Origin of the sequence: Haemophilus sp. HMSC071C11 (genome assembly GCF_001837655.1) — a bacterium.
Lineage (GTDB): Bacteria > Pseudomonadota > Gammaproteobacteria > Enterobacterales > Pasteurellaceae > Haemophilus > Haemophilus influenzae.
Genome location: NZ_KV833441.1, coordinates 42,207 through 56,279, shown reverse-complemented (window position 1 = coordinate 56,279; position 14,073 = coordinate 42,207). Strand labels below are relative to the sequence as shown.

The 14,073-nt window shown below is 37.0% G+C and carries 15 protein-coding genes and 1 pseudogene; 12 read left to right on the top strand and 4 right to left on the bottom strand.

Annotation, left to right across the window (positions count from 1 at the left end):
- Positions 1-54 precede the first annotated feature (54 nt).
- Positions 55-501: a macrodomain Ter protein MatP gene (gene matP / locus HMPREF2644_RS07065; protein WP_005662425.1), complete on the bottom strand. Its 447-nt coding sequence runs from the start codon at positions 499-501 to the stop codon at positions 55-57.
- Positions 502-627: 126 nt separating this feature from the next.
- Between matP and HMPREF2644_RS07060 the strand changes: the two genes are divergently transcribed.
- The 5 genes from HMPREF2644_RS07060 to rpsO all read left to right on the top strand — a co-directional run bounded on the left by HMPREF2644_RS07060 (position 628) and on the right by rpsO (position 4,606).
- Positions 628-2,403, top strand: a complete 1,776-nt coding sequence (locus HMPREF2644_RS07060; protein ID WP_005662423.1) for an AAA family ATPase — start codon at positions 628-630, stop codon at positions 2,401-2,403.
- A gap of 168 nt (positions 2,404-2,571) precedes the next feature.
- Entirely contained in the window at positions 2,572-3,105 is a 534-nt protein-coding gene (fabA, locus tag HMPREF2644_RS07055) for a bifunctional 3-hydroxydecanoyl-ACP dehydratase/trans-2-decenoyl-ACP isomerase (RefSeq protein WP_005650386.1), read from the top strand.
- Between the two features lie 233 nt (positions 3,106-3,338).
- Positions 3,339-4,067 carry a BUD32 family EKC/KEOPS complex subunit gene (locus tag HMPREF2644_RS07050; protein ID WP_005662421.1) on the top strand — a complete coding sequence of 243 codons (729 nt, stop codon included), beginning with the start codon at positions 3,339-3,341 and terminating at the stop codon, positions 4,065-4,067.
- Positions 4,067-4,201: a hypothetical protein gene (locus HMPREF2644_RS09460; RefSeq protein WP_005657378.1), complete on the top strand. Its 135-nt coding sequence runs from the start codon at positions 4,067-4,069 to the stop codon at positions 4,199-4,201. The genes HMPREF2644_RS07050 and HMPREF2644_RS09460 overlap by 1 nt, the downstream gene beginning before the upstream one ends.
- A gap of 135 nt (positions 4,202-4,336) precedes the next feature.
- A complete protein-coding gene (gene rpsO, locus HMPREF2644_RS07040) occupies positions 4,337-4,606 on the top strand; it encodes a 30S ribosomal protein S15 (RefSeq protein WP_005652821.1) in 270 nt (89 codons plus the stop codon).
- Positions 4,607-4,676: 70 nt separating this feature from the next.
- On the opposite strand, the pseudogene HMPREF2644_RS09165 reads toward rpsO, so the two are convergent.
- Together HMPREF2644_RS09165 and dacB are read right to left on the bottom strand one after the other, a co-directional pair.
- Positions 4,677-5,285, bottom strand: a pseudogene (locus HMPREF2644_RS09165) (IS1595 family transposase).
- A gap of 93 nt (positions 5,286-5,378) precedes the next feature.
- A complete protein-coding gene (gene dacB, locus HMPREF2644_RS07025; RefSeq protein WP_005662415.1) occupies positions 5,379-6,818 on the bottom strand; it encodes a serine-type D-Ala-D-Ala carboxypeptidase in 1,440 nt (479 codons plus the stop codon).
- A gap of 163 nt (positions 6,819-6,981) precedes the next feature.
- Between dacB and greA the strand changes: the two genes are divergently transcribed.
- A complete protein-coding gene (greA, locus tag HMPREF2644_RS07020) occupies positions 6,982-7,458 on the top strand; it encodes a transcription elongation factor GreA (RefSeq protein ID WP_005650402.1) in 477 nt (158 codons plus the stop codon).
- Positions 7,459-7,496: 38 nt separating this feature from the next.
- Here the strand turns inward: greA and yhbY are convergent, their stop codons facing one another.
- Positions 7,497-7,796 carry a ribosome assembly RNA-binding protein YhbY gene (gene yhbY, locus HMPREF2644_RS07015; protein WP_005650404.1) on the bottom strand — a complete coding sequence of 100 codons (300 nt, stop codon included), beginning with the start codon at positions 7,794-7,796 and terminating at the stop codon, positions 7,497-7,499.
- Positions 7,797-7,922: 126 nt separating this feature from the next.
- Here yhbY and rlmE point away from each other — a divergent pair, with 126 nt between their 5' ends.
- From rlmE to HMPREF2644_RS06985, 6 genes are all read left to right on the top strand, one after another.
- The gene (gene rlmE, locus HMPREF2644_RS07010) at positions 7,923-8,552 is read left to right on the top strand and encodes a 23S rRNA (uridine(2552)-2'-O)-methyltransferase RlmE (RefSeq protein ID WP_013525847.1); all 630 of its coding nucleotides are present in this window, start codon (positions 7,923-7,925) and stop codon (positions 8,550-8,552) included.
- Positions 8,553-8,642: 90 nt separating this feature from the next.
- Positions 8,643-10,550 carry an ATP-dependent zinc metalloprotease FtsH gene (ftsH, locus tag HMPREF2644_RS07005; protein ID WP_011962130.1) on the top strand — a complete coding sequence of 636 codons (1,908 nt, stop codon included), beginning with the start codon at positions 8,643-8,645 and terminating at the stop codon, positions 10,548-10,550.
- A gap of 111 nt (positions 10,551-10,661) precedes the next feature.
- A complete protein-coding gene (folP, locus tag HMPREF2644_RS07000; protein ID WP_042594530.1) occupies positions 10,662-11,489 on the top strand; it encodes a dihydropteroate synthase in 828 nt (275 codons plus the stop codon).
- A gap of 37 nt (positions 11,490-11,526) precedes the next feature.
- Positions 11,527-12,864 (top strand): phosphoglucosamine mutase, encoded by a 1,338-nt coding sequence (gene glmM / locus HMPREF2644_RS06995; protein ID WP_005656587.1) that lies wholly within the window; start codon positions 11,527-11,529, stop codon positions 12,862-12,864.
- Positions 12,865-12,922: 58 nt separating this feature from the next.
- On the top strand, positions 12,923-13,417 hold the full coding sequence (gene sixA, locus HMPREF2644_RS06990) for a phosphohistidine phosphatase SixA (protein ID WP_005652786.1): 495 nt from the start codon (positions 12,923-12,925) through the stop codon (positions 13,415-13,417).
- A gap of 213 nt (positions 13,418-13,630) precedes the next feature.
- A partial coding sequence (locus HMPREF2644_RS06985; RefSeq protein ID WP_070828347.1) for a histone occupies positions 13,631-14,073 on the top strand: 443 nt, incomplete at its 3' end.

Genomic DNA, 14,073 nt, shown 5'->3' with positions numbered 1-14,073 from the left:
TTTGGAAGATAAATCAATCAGATAATCTCCATTTAAAATAACTTTTGGGGAAGATTATTTTAATAAATTCTTCAAACTGGTTTTCATTGCTGCCATTTGATTTTCAAATTGTGCCTTGCTTTCTCTTTCGTCAATCATATAGGTAATTGTTTCCGAAAGTGTCATCTTCATTTTTCGAGAATATTTAGAAAGACGTAGCCAAACAGCATATTCCAAATCAATGGATTTTTTCTTGGTATGTTGTTTTTCTCCATTAAAAAAGCGTTTACGGCGGGCACGAATGGCTTGATCAAGCTTAATTGGTAAGGCTGGAGAAAGATGATTTTTAATCCATTCTTCAATTTGTGAAGGATAATTTTGGGATTCTAATAATTCTTGGGCTTTAGCTTCTTGCAAACTACGTTCTTCGTAGCGAGTAATATTTTCCCCTTCGCGATGTTTACGAATTAGGTAAATCCATTTCCAATTTGATTCTTGATTTTCGAGTTTTTGGTATTTCATTTTTTATCATTGAGTGACGTGGTAACTGCATTAATATACGTGTTTTTATGCCGATTTTCTAGTGGATTTTCACAAGGCTATTAAATATGCGATAATGTGGTCAATTTTTCTAGAAAGAGACCAGCCGTGAGTTCATTATTTTCTCAACAACAAGCTATTGAGCAATCTTTAAATTGGCAGGCATTACAACCTGATTTGGTAATTCAAGATTTTCCTTTAGAACCAGTGGATTTCTGGGCGTTACAACCGAATGCTACACAGGGTATCGATTTATTTTTACGTCATCCGACACGTTCCTTACTAATGATGAAAGTGGGCGAACCTGTTGAATATGCGGAGTTATTACAAAATTTTATATCGCAAAATCATCATAAAGTGCGGTCAATTTTTGGTGTAAATTATGTGATAGAGCAGGGCGACTCTTTTTCTTTTCCTCATGTTTATACTGAGCCAGCAAAATCTTTAGATGATAATTTTGCTAGTCAAGGAGAGGCGTTAAGTGCATTGTATTGCGATCAATTCCAGCTTTTCGGTAGTTTTCGGATTCATCCAAGTTCACAAGATATTCAATTAGTGCCGGGATTGGTGCATAAGGCTAATGGTGGCGTTTTGATTTTAAGTGCGGCAACATTGTTATCTCAATTTGATTTATGGGGGCGATTAAAACAAATTCTGCAAACCCAGACTTTTGACTGGTATTCAGCCCATCCATTTAAAAATTTACCTTGTGATATACCAAGCTATGCGCTGAACTTAAAAGTGATTGTACTTGGTAATCGTACTGAATTAGCCACTTTGGCTGAGTTAGAAGAAAATCTTTATTCTTTCGCCGATTATGCTGAAATTGAAAGTTATATTTCTGTAGCTGAAGTGGAGGAACAAAAAACTTGGGCGAGTTATGTACAACAAATGGCTCAAGAGCAAAATATTGAGCTAGATTTTCTTGCTTTAAATAAACTCTATCAATTATTAGTTCGTGAAAGTGAAAATCGCTTTTTAATTAATGCATCTCCTCTCAAATTAAAAGAAATATTACAGGATGCTTCAACTTTTGCTGAAAAAACTGCATTAAGTGCGGTGGATTTTGAGGGTATTTTTCAACAAAAATTAGCACAATATGGTTTCTTAAAAGAACAAACTTATGCCGATATTTTAAACGAGCAAGTTTATGTCGAAACGCAAGGCGAAATTGTTGGACAAATTAATGGGCTTTCGGTAATTGAATATCCTGGTACGCCAGTATGTTTCGGCGAACCTTCGCGTATTAGTTGTATTGTGCAATTTGGCGATGGGGAAGTGATTGATGTTGAAAGAAAAAATGAACTAGCGGGAAATATTCACGGTAAAGGCATGATGATTGCGCAAGCTTGCCTTTCCAATATCTTAGATTTGCCCTCGCAATTGCCATTTTCTGCCTCATTAGTGTTTGAACAGTCTTATGGTGAAATTGATGGTGATAGTGCATCTTTGGCGATTTTCTGTGTGCTAGCAAGCGCTTTAGCTGATTTGCCTTTGCCTCAACATATCGCAATTACAGGATCGATTGATCAATTTGGACTTGTTCATTCTGTTGGTGGTGTAAATGATAAAATTGAAGGCTTTTTTACTATTTGCCAACGTCGCGGTTTGACTGGAAAACAAGGTGTAATCATTCCAATGACGACTATTCAGCAACTGAGTTTGTCTAATGAAGTGAAAAGTGCGGTAAAAAATGGCGAGTTTTTTATTTATCCTGTGGAAGATATTTATCAGGCTTGTGAATTGTTATTTGGGCGTGATTTGTTAGATGAAAACAAAGATTATACAGAAAAAACTGAGCCTTTATCTCGTCTTATTCAACGTCGTATTGAGGGACGTGCCGATTCTGAACGAAAAAGTTTTTGGCATTTTTTCCGCTCCTAATAGAGAAAAGCGAGCATTTTTTCGCTTTTCTTTTTTTCTATAATTTCTAAGAGTGACTGCTCCGACAAGTTTTGCGAACAAGTGTTAGCTATTTACAGTTTACTGCGTTCATTTTAAAATAGATATATCAGTTATAAACTGGATTTATCATATATAAAGGAATCTGAAATGCAAAACGCTTGTACACTTAATAAAAAAAGTAGCTATTCTTATGATGATTTGCTCGCGTCAGGTCGCGGCGAATTATTTGGTAAAGAAGGCCCGCAATTACCCGCGCCAACAATGTTGATGATGGATCGTATTATTGAAATGAATGAAGAAACAGGTGCTTTCGGTAAAGGATACATTGAAGCCGAACTTGATATTAAACCTGAATTGCCGTTCTTTGGTTGCCATTTCATTGGCGATCCAGTAATGCCAGGTTGTTTAGGATTGGATGCGATGTGGCAGCTTGTTGGGTTTTATTTAGGCTGGATTGGTGGCAAAGGAAAAGGGCGAGCATTAGGCGTTGGAGAAGTTAAATTCACAGGACAAATTTTGCCAACAGCTAAAAAAGTGGTGTACCGAATCCATATGAAACGAGTTATTAATCGTAAACTAGTTATGGGAATGGCTGATGGTGAAGTTGAAGTAGATGGTCGTGTTATTTATACCGCGACAGATTTAAAAGTGGGACTATTCCAAGATACCTCAACATTTTAATTTTTCTTTATTAATTCATACAAAAGTGCGGTGAAAGTTTTTCTTAGATTTTCACCGCACTTTTACTTATTAAATTGTAATAAATTTTTAAAATATCTATAATATTCTTGTTATTTTTTAATTTTATTAGTGGTAAATAAAGTTTATTTTAAAGTTTTTAATAAACGTTATTATAGAAAATATTAAATTAATTTCTATTTAAATTATAAATAATATACTAAAGTAGTGGGAATATGATGGTAAATGATGATTTTCAAGAATATGTGAAGCAACTGGTAACAAAACATCGAGATGAACGAATTTATCCTTTTCAATATGAAGGAAAAAAATATTGGTTGAAGCAACCTGAAAAATTGAAAGGTATTTGGCTATTATTAAAACCCCATCCTAAAAAATCTTTTAAAAATGAATTATATACTTTATTGAAGCTTGCTGAACAAAATGCGCCAGTGCCAAAAGTCTCTTATTATAGTGATCATTTTTTTGTTTTAGAGAATGTGGGACTTACCGTATCACAATGGCTATGTAATAAAAATATAGATGAACAACAGAAATTTTTAATTATTTATGATGCTTGTCTCGCTTTGATTGATTTGCATGCTAAAAATTTGGTGCATGGTCGTCCTGCTATTCGAGATATTACTTGGGATAAAGGGAAAGTTACTTTTCTTGATTTTGAATCTCGTTCAAATAGCCGAAATCAAAATTGGGTAGTTATTCGGGATATGTTATTTTTCTTTGATAGTTTATGTCGAGAAGAAGATATTTCGGACACTTTTATTCAAAAAGTAGCGTTGTATTATCAAACACATTGTGAAGCGAAAAATTGGCAAAATATGATCGTATTTTTGCAACGTTTTAGCTGGGTTTATTATCTTTTATTGCCTTTTAAACCTATTGCAAAGACAGATTTAATTTCGATTTATCGCTTATTTGAAATTTTCTTGATAAAGAAAAAATGATGAAGAAAATATTTTTTATTTTTGCATTATCAGGCATATTAGCTGCTTGTACTGTGGGTGGTGGTGTTAGTGCTGGTGGTGGAAGTAATGGTGTAGGATTAGGTGTGGGGATTGGATCTGGTATTCGCTTCTAATAATGAAAAGTGTGGTAACTTTAATCTTTATCTTGCATTTGAACTTATTCATCGTTAGAATGCGATTTCCTTGTCATCGCTGAGTTAGAGATCGGCGAATGATGTATTAACAACACTACCTTTTAGGAGTAAAAAATGTCTCTAAGTACTGAAAAAAAAGCAGCAATCGTTGCTGAATTTGGTCGTGATGCGAAAGATACCGGTTCTTCTGAAGTTCAAATCGCATTATTAACTGCACAAATCAACCACTTACAAACTCACTTTGCAGAGCACAAAAAAGACCACCATGGTCGTCGTGGTTTATTACGTATGGTTTCTCGTCGTCGTAAACTTTTAGACTACTTAAAACGTACTGATCTTGCTTTATACCAAAGCACTATCGCTCGTTTAGGTTTACGTCGCTAATTTTTATTACGATAGTAAAAAATCAAGCCCTCGAATATCGAGGGCTTTTTTATGGGGCTGTACTAGATCACTAGACCAAACTCCCCTTAACTAATTGTTTTAAAATGGAAATTTGAGATTTTATTTCACTGTTGTTAAAACGCCATTCACATTCTTTTAAATACAGCTCAAAATGCTCTTTGGGAATGCCATTAAACTTCTGTAAATGGCGTTTTGCGTGATTCCAAAAATTCCCAATTCCGTTTATGTAGTTGTGATTTTCAGCAAAATGCGTGCTGTGATTGATGCGAAAATGGCTAAATTCACTGACATCAAGCACATCATAACCACGAAAGGTATCCGTATACACAATGCTATCAGGCTTAACTTTCTCTCGGATAATTGGCAATAATGTCTCTGATTGCGCATTAGGGACAACGACGGTATAAACCTTGCCATTTCATTTGAGAAGCCCGAATACCGCGACTTTCCCTGCAACACTGCGCCCACGTTTGCCTTTTCGAGTACTACCGAAATAGCTTTCATCGGCTTCAATTTCGCCTTCAAACATTTCCAAATGTGGGCTTGTTTGATAAATGAGTAAGCGTAATCGATGAAAGTAATAAGTGGCTGTATTTTTGTTTACATTAACCAATTTACTGGCTGTTCTTGCTGTGACACCTACGGCAAACAGTTCAATGAGTTTATTTTATTTATGCTGGCTTAAGTGACTTTTTCTCATTGGTTTATTCTAACCTAAATAGGATTTTTAGTTGTTATCTACTACAGCACCTTAATATTTATAGAGTTCGTTATATAAATTACGCTCGAATTGTACTAATGGGGCACGTTTTGTTTTGCTTTCCAAATCGCCAGTTGAGTAGCCATTAATAAATTGTACAAATGCCACTTTTTCCCCTCGCGCATTTGTCATAAAGCCAGCTAGGTTATAAACGCCTTTCAAAGAACCAGTTTTAGCAATCACGTTTTTCACTAATGGCGGGCTAATTAATCCACCTCGCCCACTGATCGTGCCATCTACACCTGCGATGGGGAAAGTTTCCATTAAATGTAGTTTATCTTCGTTTTTGGCGATGTATTCTAAAACGGATAGCATCGTTTTAGGTGCCACAAGATTATGGCGAGATAGACCCGAACCATCGGCTAAAATGCTATTACCAAAACGAATTCCTTGTTTTTGCAATATGGATTTAACCGCTAATGTGCCTAATTGAAAGGAGGCGGGGCGTTTATAGTAATTGAATGCCACCGCTCGGAATAATGAATCGGCAATTTGGTTATCGGATTTTTTCATCATTTTTTTCAATAAATCTGGTAATGGTTTTGATAAATGTTTCGCTAATAGCTGACCTTGTTGTGGTTTTTGGGGTAACAAGACTTTGCCATTGAACTCAATACCTAATTGTCTTAATTGACGTTGAATAATCGCGGCAGCATAAGCATCCGTATTTTGCACGGCAAAACTTAAGCCAAAAGGTTTATATTGACGGGCTAAACATCCTTTTACTTGATAGCGATTATTGTCGTGTACAACAACATCGAGCTGACAATAAGGTGCTTCATTGCTATCCGCTACATAAACTTGTCCGAACACTTGAATTGGAAATTGTGCAGGCACATTAATTTTTACTATTTCACCTGGATTTTTATTCGCATCTAGTTCCGCATAAAAACAGTTGTTATCAATATTTGCAGCTGCTGGTGGAGAGTTGAAACACATTGTGAGATCGTTCCAAATCCAACCTAATCCTCGGTCGTGACTAGAAAAAACAGAGGTATCTAATACTAAATCGCCATTAATTTTTTTGATGCCTTGTTTTTTTAATTCGGCAAGTAAGCTATAAAGCTGACCTCTTGTGAGATCAGGATCGCCTGTGAAACGCACGATTAAGTGACCATCTAAATTCCCACTTTGAATTTTCCCATTACTCAAAAGTGCGGTCTCAAATTGGAATTGATCGCCTAATGCAAGTTTAGCGGCAACGGCTGTAAAAACTTTTTGTGTGCTTGCAGAAAGCATAAAGGTTGAGCCATTATAATCAGCAATAATTTGGTTTTGATTTATATTTTTGGCGATGAAACCTACGTTAGAGCCTTCAGGCAGTTTTTGTGTTAAATCTGAAACATTAATATTGGCGAAGGTTGGAAGGCTAAAACTCACTGAAAGTAAAAAGGAACCAAGTGCGGTAGAAATTGAAGATAATTTTTTCATATTAGGTTTGTTATGGTTGCTATTTTTTTTTAGACGAACAATAATAAGCCCCGAATGAAATTGAGTAAATCATTTTCTCATTTCAAGTTTATTTTTGATAATACTGCAGTAAGATTTTAGAATTTTACTGTGGTTTTTGTTTTATTTAGTAAAAGGAAAAACAATGCAACAAATTCCAATGACTGTGCGTGGCGCAGAACAATTACGAGAAGAATTGGATTTCTTAAAAAATGTACGTCGTCCAGAAATTATTAAAGCCATAGCAGAAGCCCGCGAGCACGGAGATTTAAAAGAAAATGCAGAATATCACGCAGCGCGTGAGCAACAAGGTTTTTGTGAGGGGCGTATTCAAGAGATTGAAGGTAAACTTGGTAATGCTCAAATTATTGATGTCACAAAAATGCCAAATAATGGTAAAGTGATTTTTGGTGCAACAGTTGTGCTTGTAAATACAAATACTGATGAAGAAGTCACTTATCGCATTGTAGGCGATGATGAAGCGGACATTAAATCTGGTTTAATTTCGGTAAACTCGCCCATTGCACGAGGTTTAATTGGTAAAGAATTAGATGATACCGTTAATATTACAACGCCTGGTGGTGTCGTTGAGTTTGATATTATTGAAGTGAATTATATTTAAATAAAAAAGTGCGGTTAAAAATGACCGCACTTTTGTTGTTATTTGCGTGGAAGCTGAATTTTTGCTTCTTCGCTTGGGCGATAAAGCACCAAAATATGCCCGATAGTTTGTACTTGTGCTGCTTTAGTTTCACGCACAATCGCATTGATAATAAGTTGTTTTGTTTCACGATCTGCACCAGCAACTTTTACTTTAATGAGTTCGTGATGATTAAGTGCATTTTCAATTTCAGCAAGTACGCCTTCGGTTAAGCCATTTCCACCAAGCATAACGACTGGGTTAAGATGGTGTGCAAGACCTTTTAAAAATTGTTTTTGTTTGGTTGATAAGGTTGTCATAAGGATTCCTAATAAAAAAGAGCGGTTGATTTTCTCAATGTTTTTCATTGATTTCAATCAGCCTCGACTTGAATTTGACAGATTGTACCCAAATATAGGCGAAACGACTACAAAAAATAGAAGATTATGGGAAAGAAAAAACGTTCAGCGAGTTCTTCTCGTTGGCTGAATGAACATTTTAGTGATCAATTTGTGCAAAAAGCACATAAGCAAAAGTTGCGATCACGCGCTTATTTTAAGATTGATGAAATTCAGCAAACGGATAAATTATTTAAACAGGGAATGACCGTGGTCGATCTCGGTGCAGCACCAGGCGGTTGGTCACAATACGTAGTAAGCCAAATTGGTGGCAAAGGTCGTGTGATTGCTTGTGATATTTTGGAAATGGATCCCATTGTAGGCGTTGATTTTCTACAAGGTGATTTCCGTGATGAAAATGTTTTGAATGCTTTATTAGCATGCGTAGGTGAAGATAAAGTTGATGTTGTGATGTCTGATATGGCACCAAATTTTAGTGGAATGCCATCAGTGGATATTCCACGTGCAATGTATTTGGTCGAGCTTGCTTTAGATATGTGTAAACAAGTCTTGGCAAGCAAAGGAAGTTTTGTTGTTAAAGTTTTCCAAGGGGAAGGCTTTGATGAATATTTAAGAGAAATTCGTTCTTTATTTAATGTGGTGAAAGTGCGTAAGCCTGAAGCATCACGTGGACGATCTCGTGAAGTATATATTGTGGCAACAGGCTATAAAGGTTAATTGCTTTGATAGCTTTTCATTGCTAATGATGTGTAGTATCTTGTGACGAAATTTTTTAACTTAGGAAAGGTAGGTTAGACTTTGAACGATATGGTCAAAAATCTAGTGCTTTGGGTGGTAGTGGCAGTCATTATGATGACAGCATACCAAAGTTTCAATTCATCTTCGGTAGAAAATTCTACTGATTATACAACCTTTGTTTACGATGTAAGCAACGGACAAGTGACAGCGGCACGTTTTGATGCCAATGAAATTACGGTAACGAAAACCGATGGTTCTAAATATTCAACCGTAATGCCACCACTTGAAGATAAAAAATTGCTTGATGATTTATTAAGCAAAAAAGTGAAAGTGGAAGGCACGCCATTTGAAAGACGTGGTTTCTTATCCCAAATTTTAATTTCTTGGTTCCCAATGTTATTCCTTGTTGGTGTATGGGTATTCTTTATGCGTCAGATGCAAGGCGGTGGCGGCAAAGCGATGAGCTTTGGTAAAAGCCGAGCCAAAATGTTGAATCAAGATCAGATTAAGGTGACTTTTGCGGATGTGGCTGGTTGCGATGAAGCAAAAGAAGAAGTGGGCGAAATCGTTGATTTCTTGCGTGATCCGAATAAATTCCAAAATTTGGGCGGTAAAATTCCAAAAGGTATTTTGATGGTAGGGCCTCCAGGTACTGGTAAAACTTTACTTGCTCGTGCGATTGCGGGAGAGGCAAAAGTTCCATTCTTCACTATTTCTGGCTCTGATTTCGTAGAAATGTTTGTAGGTGTTGGCGCATCACGTGTACGTGATATGTTTGAACAGGCTAAGAAAAATGCACCTTGCTTAATCTTCATTGATGAAATCGATGCAGTGGGTCGCCAACGTGGTGCGGGCTTAGGCGGCGGACACGATGAGCGTGAACAAACCTTAAACCAAATGCTAGTTGAAATGGATGGCTTTAGCGGTAATGACGGTGTAATTGTTATTGCCGCAACTAACCGTCCAGATGTGCTTGATCCAGCTTTAACTCGTCCAGGCCGTTTTGACCGGCAAGTAGTTGTTGGCTTACCTGATGTGAAAGGTCGTGAGCAAATCTTAAAAGTGCATATGCGTAAAGTGTCTGTTGCGCAAGATGTTGATGCAATGACGTTAGCGCGTGGTACGCCGGGCTATTCTGGTGCAGATTTAGCAAATTTAGTCAATGAGGCGGCTTTGTTTGCTGCTCGAGTGAATAAACGTACGGTAACCATGCTTGAGTTTGAAAAAGCGAAAGATAAAATCAATATGGGGCCAGAGCGTCGCACTATGATTATGACGGATAAGCAAAAAGAATCCACTGCTTATCATGAAGCTGGTCACGCCATTGTGGGTTATTTAGTGCCTGAACACGATCCTGTTCACAAAGTGACCATTATTCCTCGAGGACGTGCCTTGGGTGTGACATTCTTCTTACCTGAGGGCGATCAAATTAGTATTAGCCAAAAACAATTAGAAAGTAAGCTTTCTACCTTGTATGCAGGGCGTTTAGCAGAAGATTTGATTTACGGCGAAGAAAATATCTCAACAGGTGCATCAAATGATATTAAAGTCGCAACTAATATTGCGCGTAATATGGTGACGCAATGGGGATTCTCTGAAAAGTTAGGTCCGATTCTTTATACAGAAGATGAGGGCGAGGTTTTCTTAGGTCGTTCAATGGCGAAAGCGAAACATATGTCAGATGAAACTGCACATTCGATTGATGAAGAAGTGCGTGCAATTGTAAATCGTAACTATGCGAGAGCAAGAGAGATTTTGATCGACAATATGGATATTCTTCATGCGATGAAAGATGCGTTAGTCAAATATGAAACCATTGAAGAAGAGCAAATTAAACAATTGATGAATCGCGAACCTGTCACACCGCCATCAGGTTGGGGAGAGCCGAAAACTCAGCAGGCTGCTTATGCAAATTCAACAACGAATGATACAAAGCCCGAAAGTGCGGTAGAAAATACCGACAATTTTAATGTTTAACTCATCAAAGCCTTTCTTCGGAAAGGCTTTATTTTTTCCTAATGATTTTGTTCTTGGATGTATTTCGCTATAATCGCCCACCAAAATCACTCTAAAAATTAACCGCACTTTATGAAACTTTACGCAAATAATAAATGTCTTGATTTAAGCGTGCCTCAAATTATGGGGATTCTTAATTTTACGCCTGATTCTTTTTCTGATAGCGGACAGTTTTTTAGTCTAGATAAAGCACTTTTTCAAGTTGAAAAAATGCTAGAAGAGGGGGCGACAATTATTGATATTGGTGGAGAATCCACTCGTCCGAATGCGGATGAAGTCTCTGAACAAGAGGAATTGCATCGTGTTGTGCCAGTAGTGGAGGCGGTGCGAAACCGTTTTGATTGCTGGATTTCTGTTGATTCCTCAAAAGCTGTTGTGATGCGTGAAGCGGCAAATGTTGGAATGGATTTGATTAATGATATTCGTGCTTTGCAAGAGCCGAATGCGTTAGAAACGGCGGTAAAACTGGCTTTACCTGTTTGTATTATGCATATGCAAGGGCAACCTCGCACGATGCAAGCAAATCCTTATTATGAAAATGTCGTGCAAGATGTATTGGCTTTTTTACAAAAACGTACTAATGAATGCCTTTCTGCTGGCATTAAAAAAGAAAATTTAATTTGGGATATGGGCTTTGGCTTTGGTAAATCTGTACAGCATAATTATCAATTATTACAAAATCTGAATGAATTTTGTAAGAATGGCTATCCAGTATTAGCGGGATTATCTCGCAAATCAATGATTGGCGCAGTGCTTGATAAACCTGTTGATCAAAGAATAATTGGCAGTGCGGCAGGCGCGCTTATTGCAGTGCAAAAAGGCGCAAAAATTTTACGCGTACATGATGTTGCTGCAACATCAGATATGCTCAAAGTTTGGCAGGCAACAGAAAATGCCTGATGGTTTTATAACGATAAAAAATTAAAGGAATTTTATTATGGCAAATCGTAAATATTTTGGAACAGATGGTGTACGTGGAAAAGTAGGTGCTTACCCAATTACACCAGATTTCGCATTAAAATTAGGTTGGGCTGCGGGAAAAGTGTTGGCTTCTCAAGGTTCGAAAATGGTTTTAATCGGTAAAGATACCCGAATTTCTGGATATATGTTGGAATCAGCCCTTGAAGCAGGTTTAGCCGCTGCGGGGTTATCCGCTGCATTTACCGGCCCTATGCCGACACCTGCTATTGCTTATTTAACCAGAACTTTCCGTGCTGAAGCAGGTATTGTGATCTCAGCCTCTCATAATCCTTATTATGATAATGGCATTAAATTCTTTTCAGCAAAAGGAACAAAATTACCTGATGAAATTGAAGAAGCCATTGAAGCAATGTTAGAGCAACCGATAGATTGTGTGGAATCTGCCGAATTAGGTAAAGCAAGCCGTATTAATGATGCAGCAGGACGCTATATTGAGTTTTGTAAAGGGACATTCCCAGCACACTTAGGCTTGGAGGGTTATAAAATCGTGGTAGATTGTGCAAATGGTGCAACCTACCATATTGCGCCTAACGTGTTTAGAGAGCTAGGTGCGGAAGTCATTGAAATTGGTACGGATCCAAATGGTTTGAATATTAATGAAAAATGTGGTGCAACTGATGTAACTGCATTGCAAGCTAAAGTAGTTGAAATGAAAGCTGATGTTGGCTTAGCTTATGATGGCGATGGCGACCGCATTATGATGGTCGATCATTTAGGAAATAAAGTCGATGGCGACCAAATTCTCTTTATTATTGCGCGTGAAGCATTGCGATCAGGTCAATTAAAAGGCGGTGTCGTTGGCACCTTAATGAGTAATATGAGCTTAGAGATTGCGTTGAAAATGCTTGGCGTTCCTTTCTTACGTGCAAACGTGGGAGACCGTTATGTATTGGAAAAAATGCTTGAAAATGATTGGACGCTTGGGGGGGAGAATTCAGGACATATTATCATTGCGGATAAGAATACAACTGGCGATGGCATTGTTGCGTCATTGGCTGTATTGGCAGCGATGGCGCAGCATAAATTATCATTAAATGAATTAGCAAGTGCGGTTAAATTATTCCCACAAGTGTTAATCAATGTACGTTTTACGGGTGGGGATAATCCACTTGAAAGTGACGCTGTAAAATCTGTTGCCGCAGAGGTTGAAAAACGCTTAGAAGGTAAAGGTCGTATTTTATTGCGTAAATCGGGTACGGAACCACTTATTCGCGTTATGGTGGAATGCCAAGATGCTGAACTTGCACAACAATGTGCAGAAGAAATTGCAGAAGCCGTGAAAAAAATTAATTAATTTTTGACCGCACTTAGTAAAGTGCGGTTTATTTTTATAAAGTTTTTAGGAAAGCAAAATGAACATTTTTATTATGCGTCACGGCGAAGCGGAAGTAATGGCTAATAGTGATAAAGCTCGCCATTTAACTGTTTATGGTTCTAAACAGGCTTTTTTACAAGGGCAGTGGTTAAAACAGCATTTAAGCACGCTAGTAATTAATTCACTAGACCGTATTTTAGTGAGCCCTTATGTCAGAGCTCAAGAAACCTTTCATCAAGTTAATCAAGCGTTTGATTTGGAATTAGAAAATAAATTTGAAATTTGGGAGGGGATTACGCCTTATGGCCATGCGCATTCCGTAATTGATTATTTAGAAGTGCTAAAAGACGAGGGCGTTAAATCTGTATTGATTGTTTCCCATTTGCCCTTAGTGGGAGAAATTGTTGCTGAACTGTATGGAAAACGAAATCCAATATCATTTTATCCTGCAACTATTGCTCAATTATTATGGGATGGTAATAAATCAGAAATATTGATGCATCAAGCATCTCCTGTAATTTATTTAAAATAAACTATTCTTTTTTTACAAAAAATAAAATTTTTATTGGTTTTTTATATAATCTATTAAAAATCAATATCTTAGATGTTGTTTTATAAAGTAATCTTTTTAAAGAAAGGTAAAATTTTACTATTACTGTTTTTCTTTTTATGAAAATTCCCGTAAACTAAACTGCATCAAAGTAATAGGGCTTTGTAATAATCAAATTATTCTATGGAGAAAATAATGAAAAAATTAACATTAGCATTGGTTTTAGGTTCAGCTTTAGCCGTGACAGGTTGTTTTGATAAGCAAGAAGCAAAACAAAAAGTTGAGGATACGAAACAAACTGTAGCATCAGTCGCATCAGAAACAAAAGATGCTGCAGCTAATACAATGACTGAAGTAAAGGAAAAAGCACAGCAGCTTTCTACAGACGTGAAAAATAAAGTAGCAGAGAAAGTGGAAGATGCGAAAGAAGTAATTAAATCAGCAACAGAAACAGCATCAGAAAAAGCAACTGAAATAAAAGAGGCGGTTTCAGAAAAAGCAAGTGAGATGAAAGAAGCAGCATCAGAAAAAGCAAGTGAAATGAAAGAAGCTGCATCAGAAAAAGTAGGCGAAATGAAAGAAGCAGCATCAGAAAAAGCAAGTGAGATGAAAGAAGCTGCATCAGAAAAAGTAGGCGA

Excerpts from the sequence above, each read along its gene's own strand:
- HMPREF2644_RS09460 (WP_005657378.1), top strand. The coding sequence starts at position 4,067 with ATGAAGAAAATATTTTTTATTTTTGCATTATCAGGCATATTAGCTGCT.
- rpsO (WP_005652821.1), top strand. The coding sequence starts at position 4,337 with ATGTCTCTAAGTACTGAAAAAAAAGCAGCAATCGTTGCTGAATTTGGT.
- sixA (WP_005652786.1), top strand. The coding sequence starts at position 12,923 with ATGAACATTTTTATTATGCGTCACGGCGAAGCGGAAGTAATGGCTAAT.
- greA (WP_005650402.1), top strand. The coding sequence starts at position 6,982 with ATGCAACAAATTCCAATGACTGTGCGTGGCGCAGAACAATTACGAGAA.
- ftsH (WP_011962130.1), top strand. The coding sequence starts at position 8,643 with ATGGTCAAAAATCTAGTGCTTTGGGTGGTAGTGGCAGTCATTATGATG.
- rlmE (WP_013525847.1), top strand. The coding sequence starts at position 7,923 with ATGGGAAAGAAAAAACGTTCAGCGAGTTCTTCTCGTTGGCTGAATGAA.
- yhbY (WP_005650404.1), bottom strand. The coding sequence starts at position 7,796 with ATGACAACCTTATCAACCAAACAAAAACAATTTTTAAAAGGTCTTGCA.
- HMPREF2644_RS07050 (WP_005662421.1), top strand. The coding sequence starts at position 3,339 with ATGATGGTAAATGATGATTTTCAAGAATATGTGAAGCAACTGGTAACA.
- folP (WP_042594530.1), top strand. The coding sequence starts at position 10,662 with ATGAAACTTTACGCAAATAATAAATGTCTTGATTTAAGCGTGCCTCAA.
- matP (WP_005662425.1), bottom strand. The coding sequence starts at position 501 with ATGAAATACCAAAAACTCGAAAATCAAGAATCAAATTGGAAATGGATT.
- glmM (WP_005656587.1), top strand. The coding sequence starts at position 11,527 with ATGGCAAATCGTAAATATTTTGGAACAGATGGTGTACGTGGAAAAGTA.
- dacB (WP_005662415.1), bottom strand. The coding sequence starts at position 6,818 with ATGAAAAAATTATCTTCAATTTCTACCGCACTTGGTTCCTTTTTACTT.
- fabA (WP_005650386.1), top strand. The coding sequence starts at position 2,572 with ATGCAAAACGCTTGTACACTTAATAAAAAAAGTAGCTATTCTTATGAT.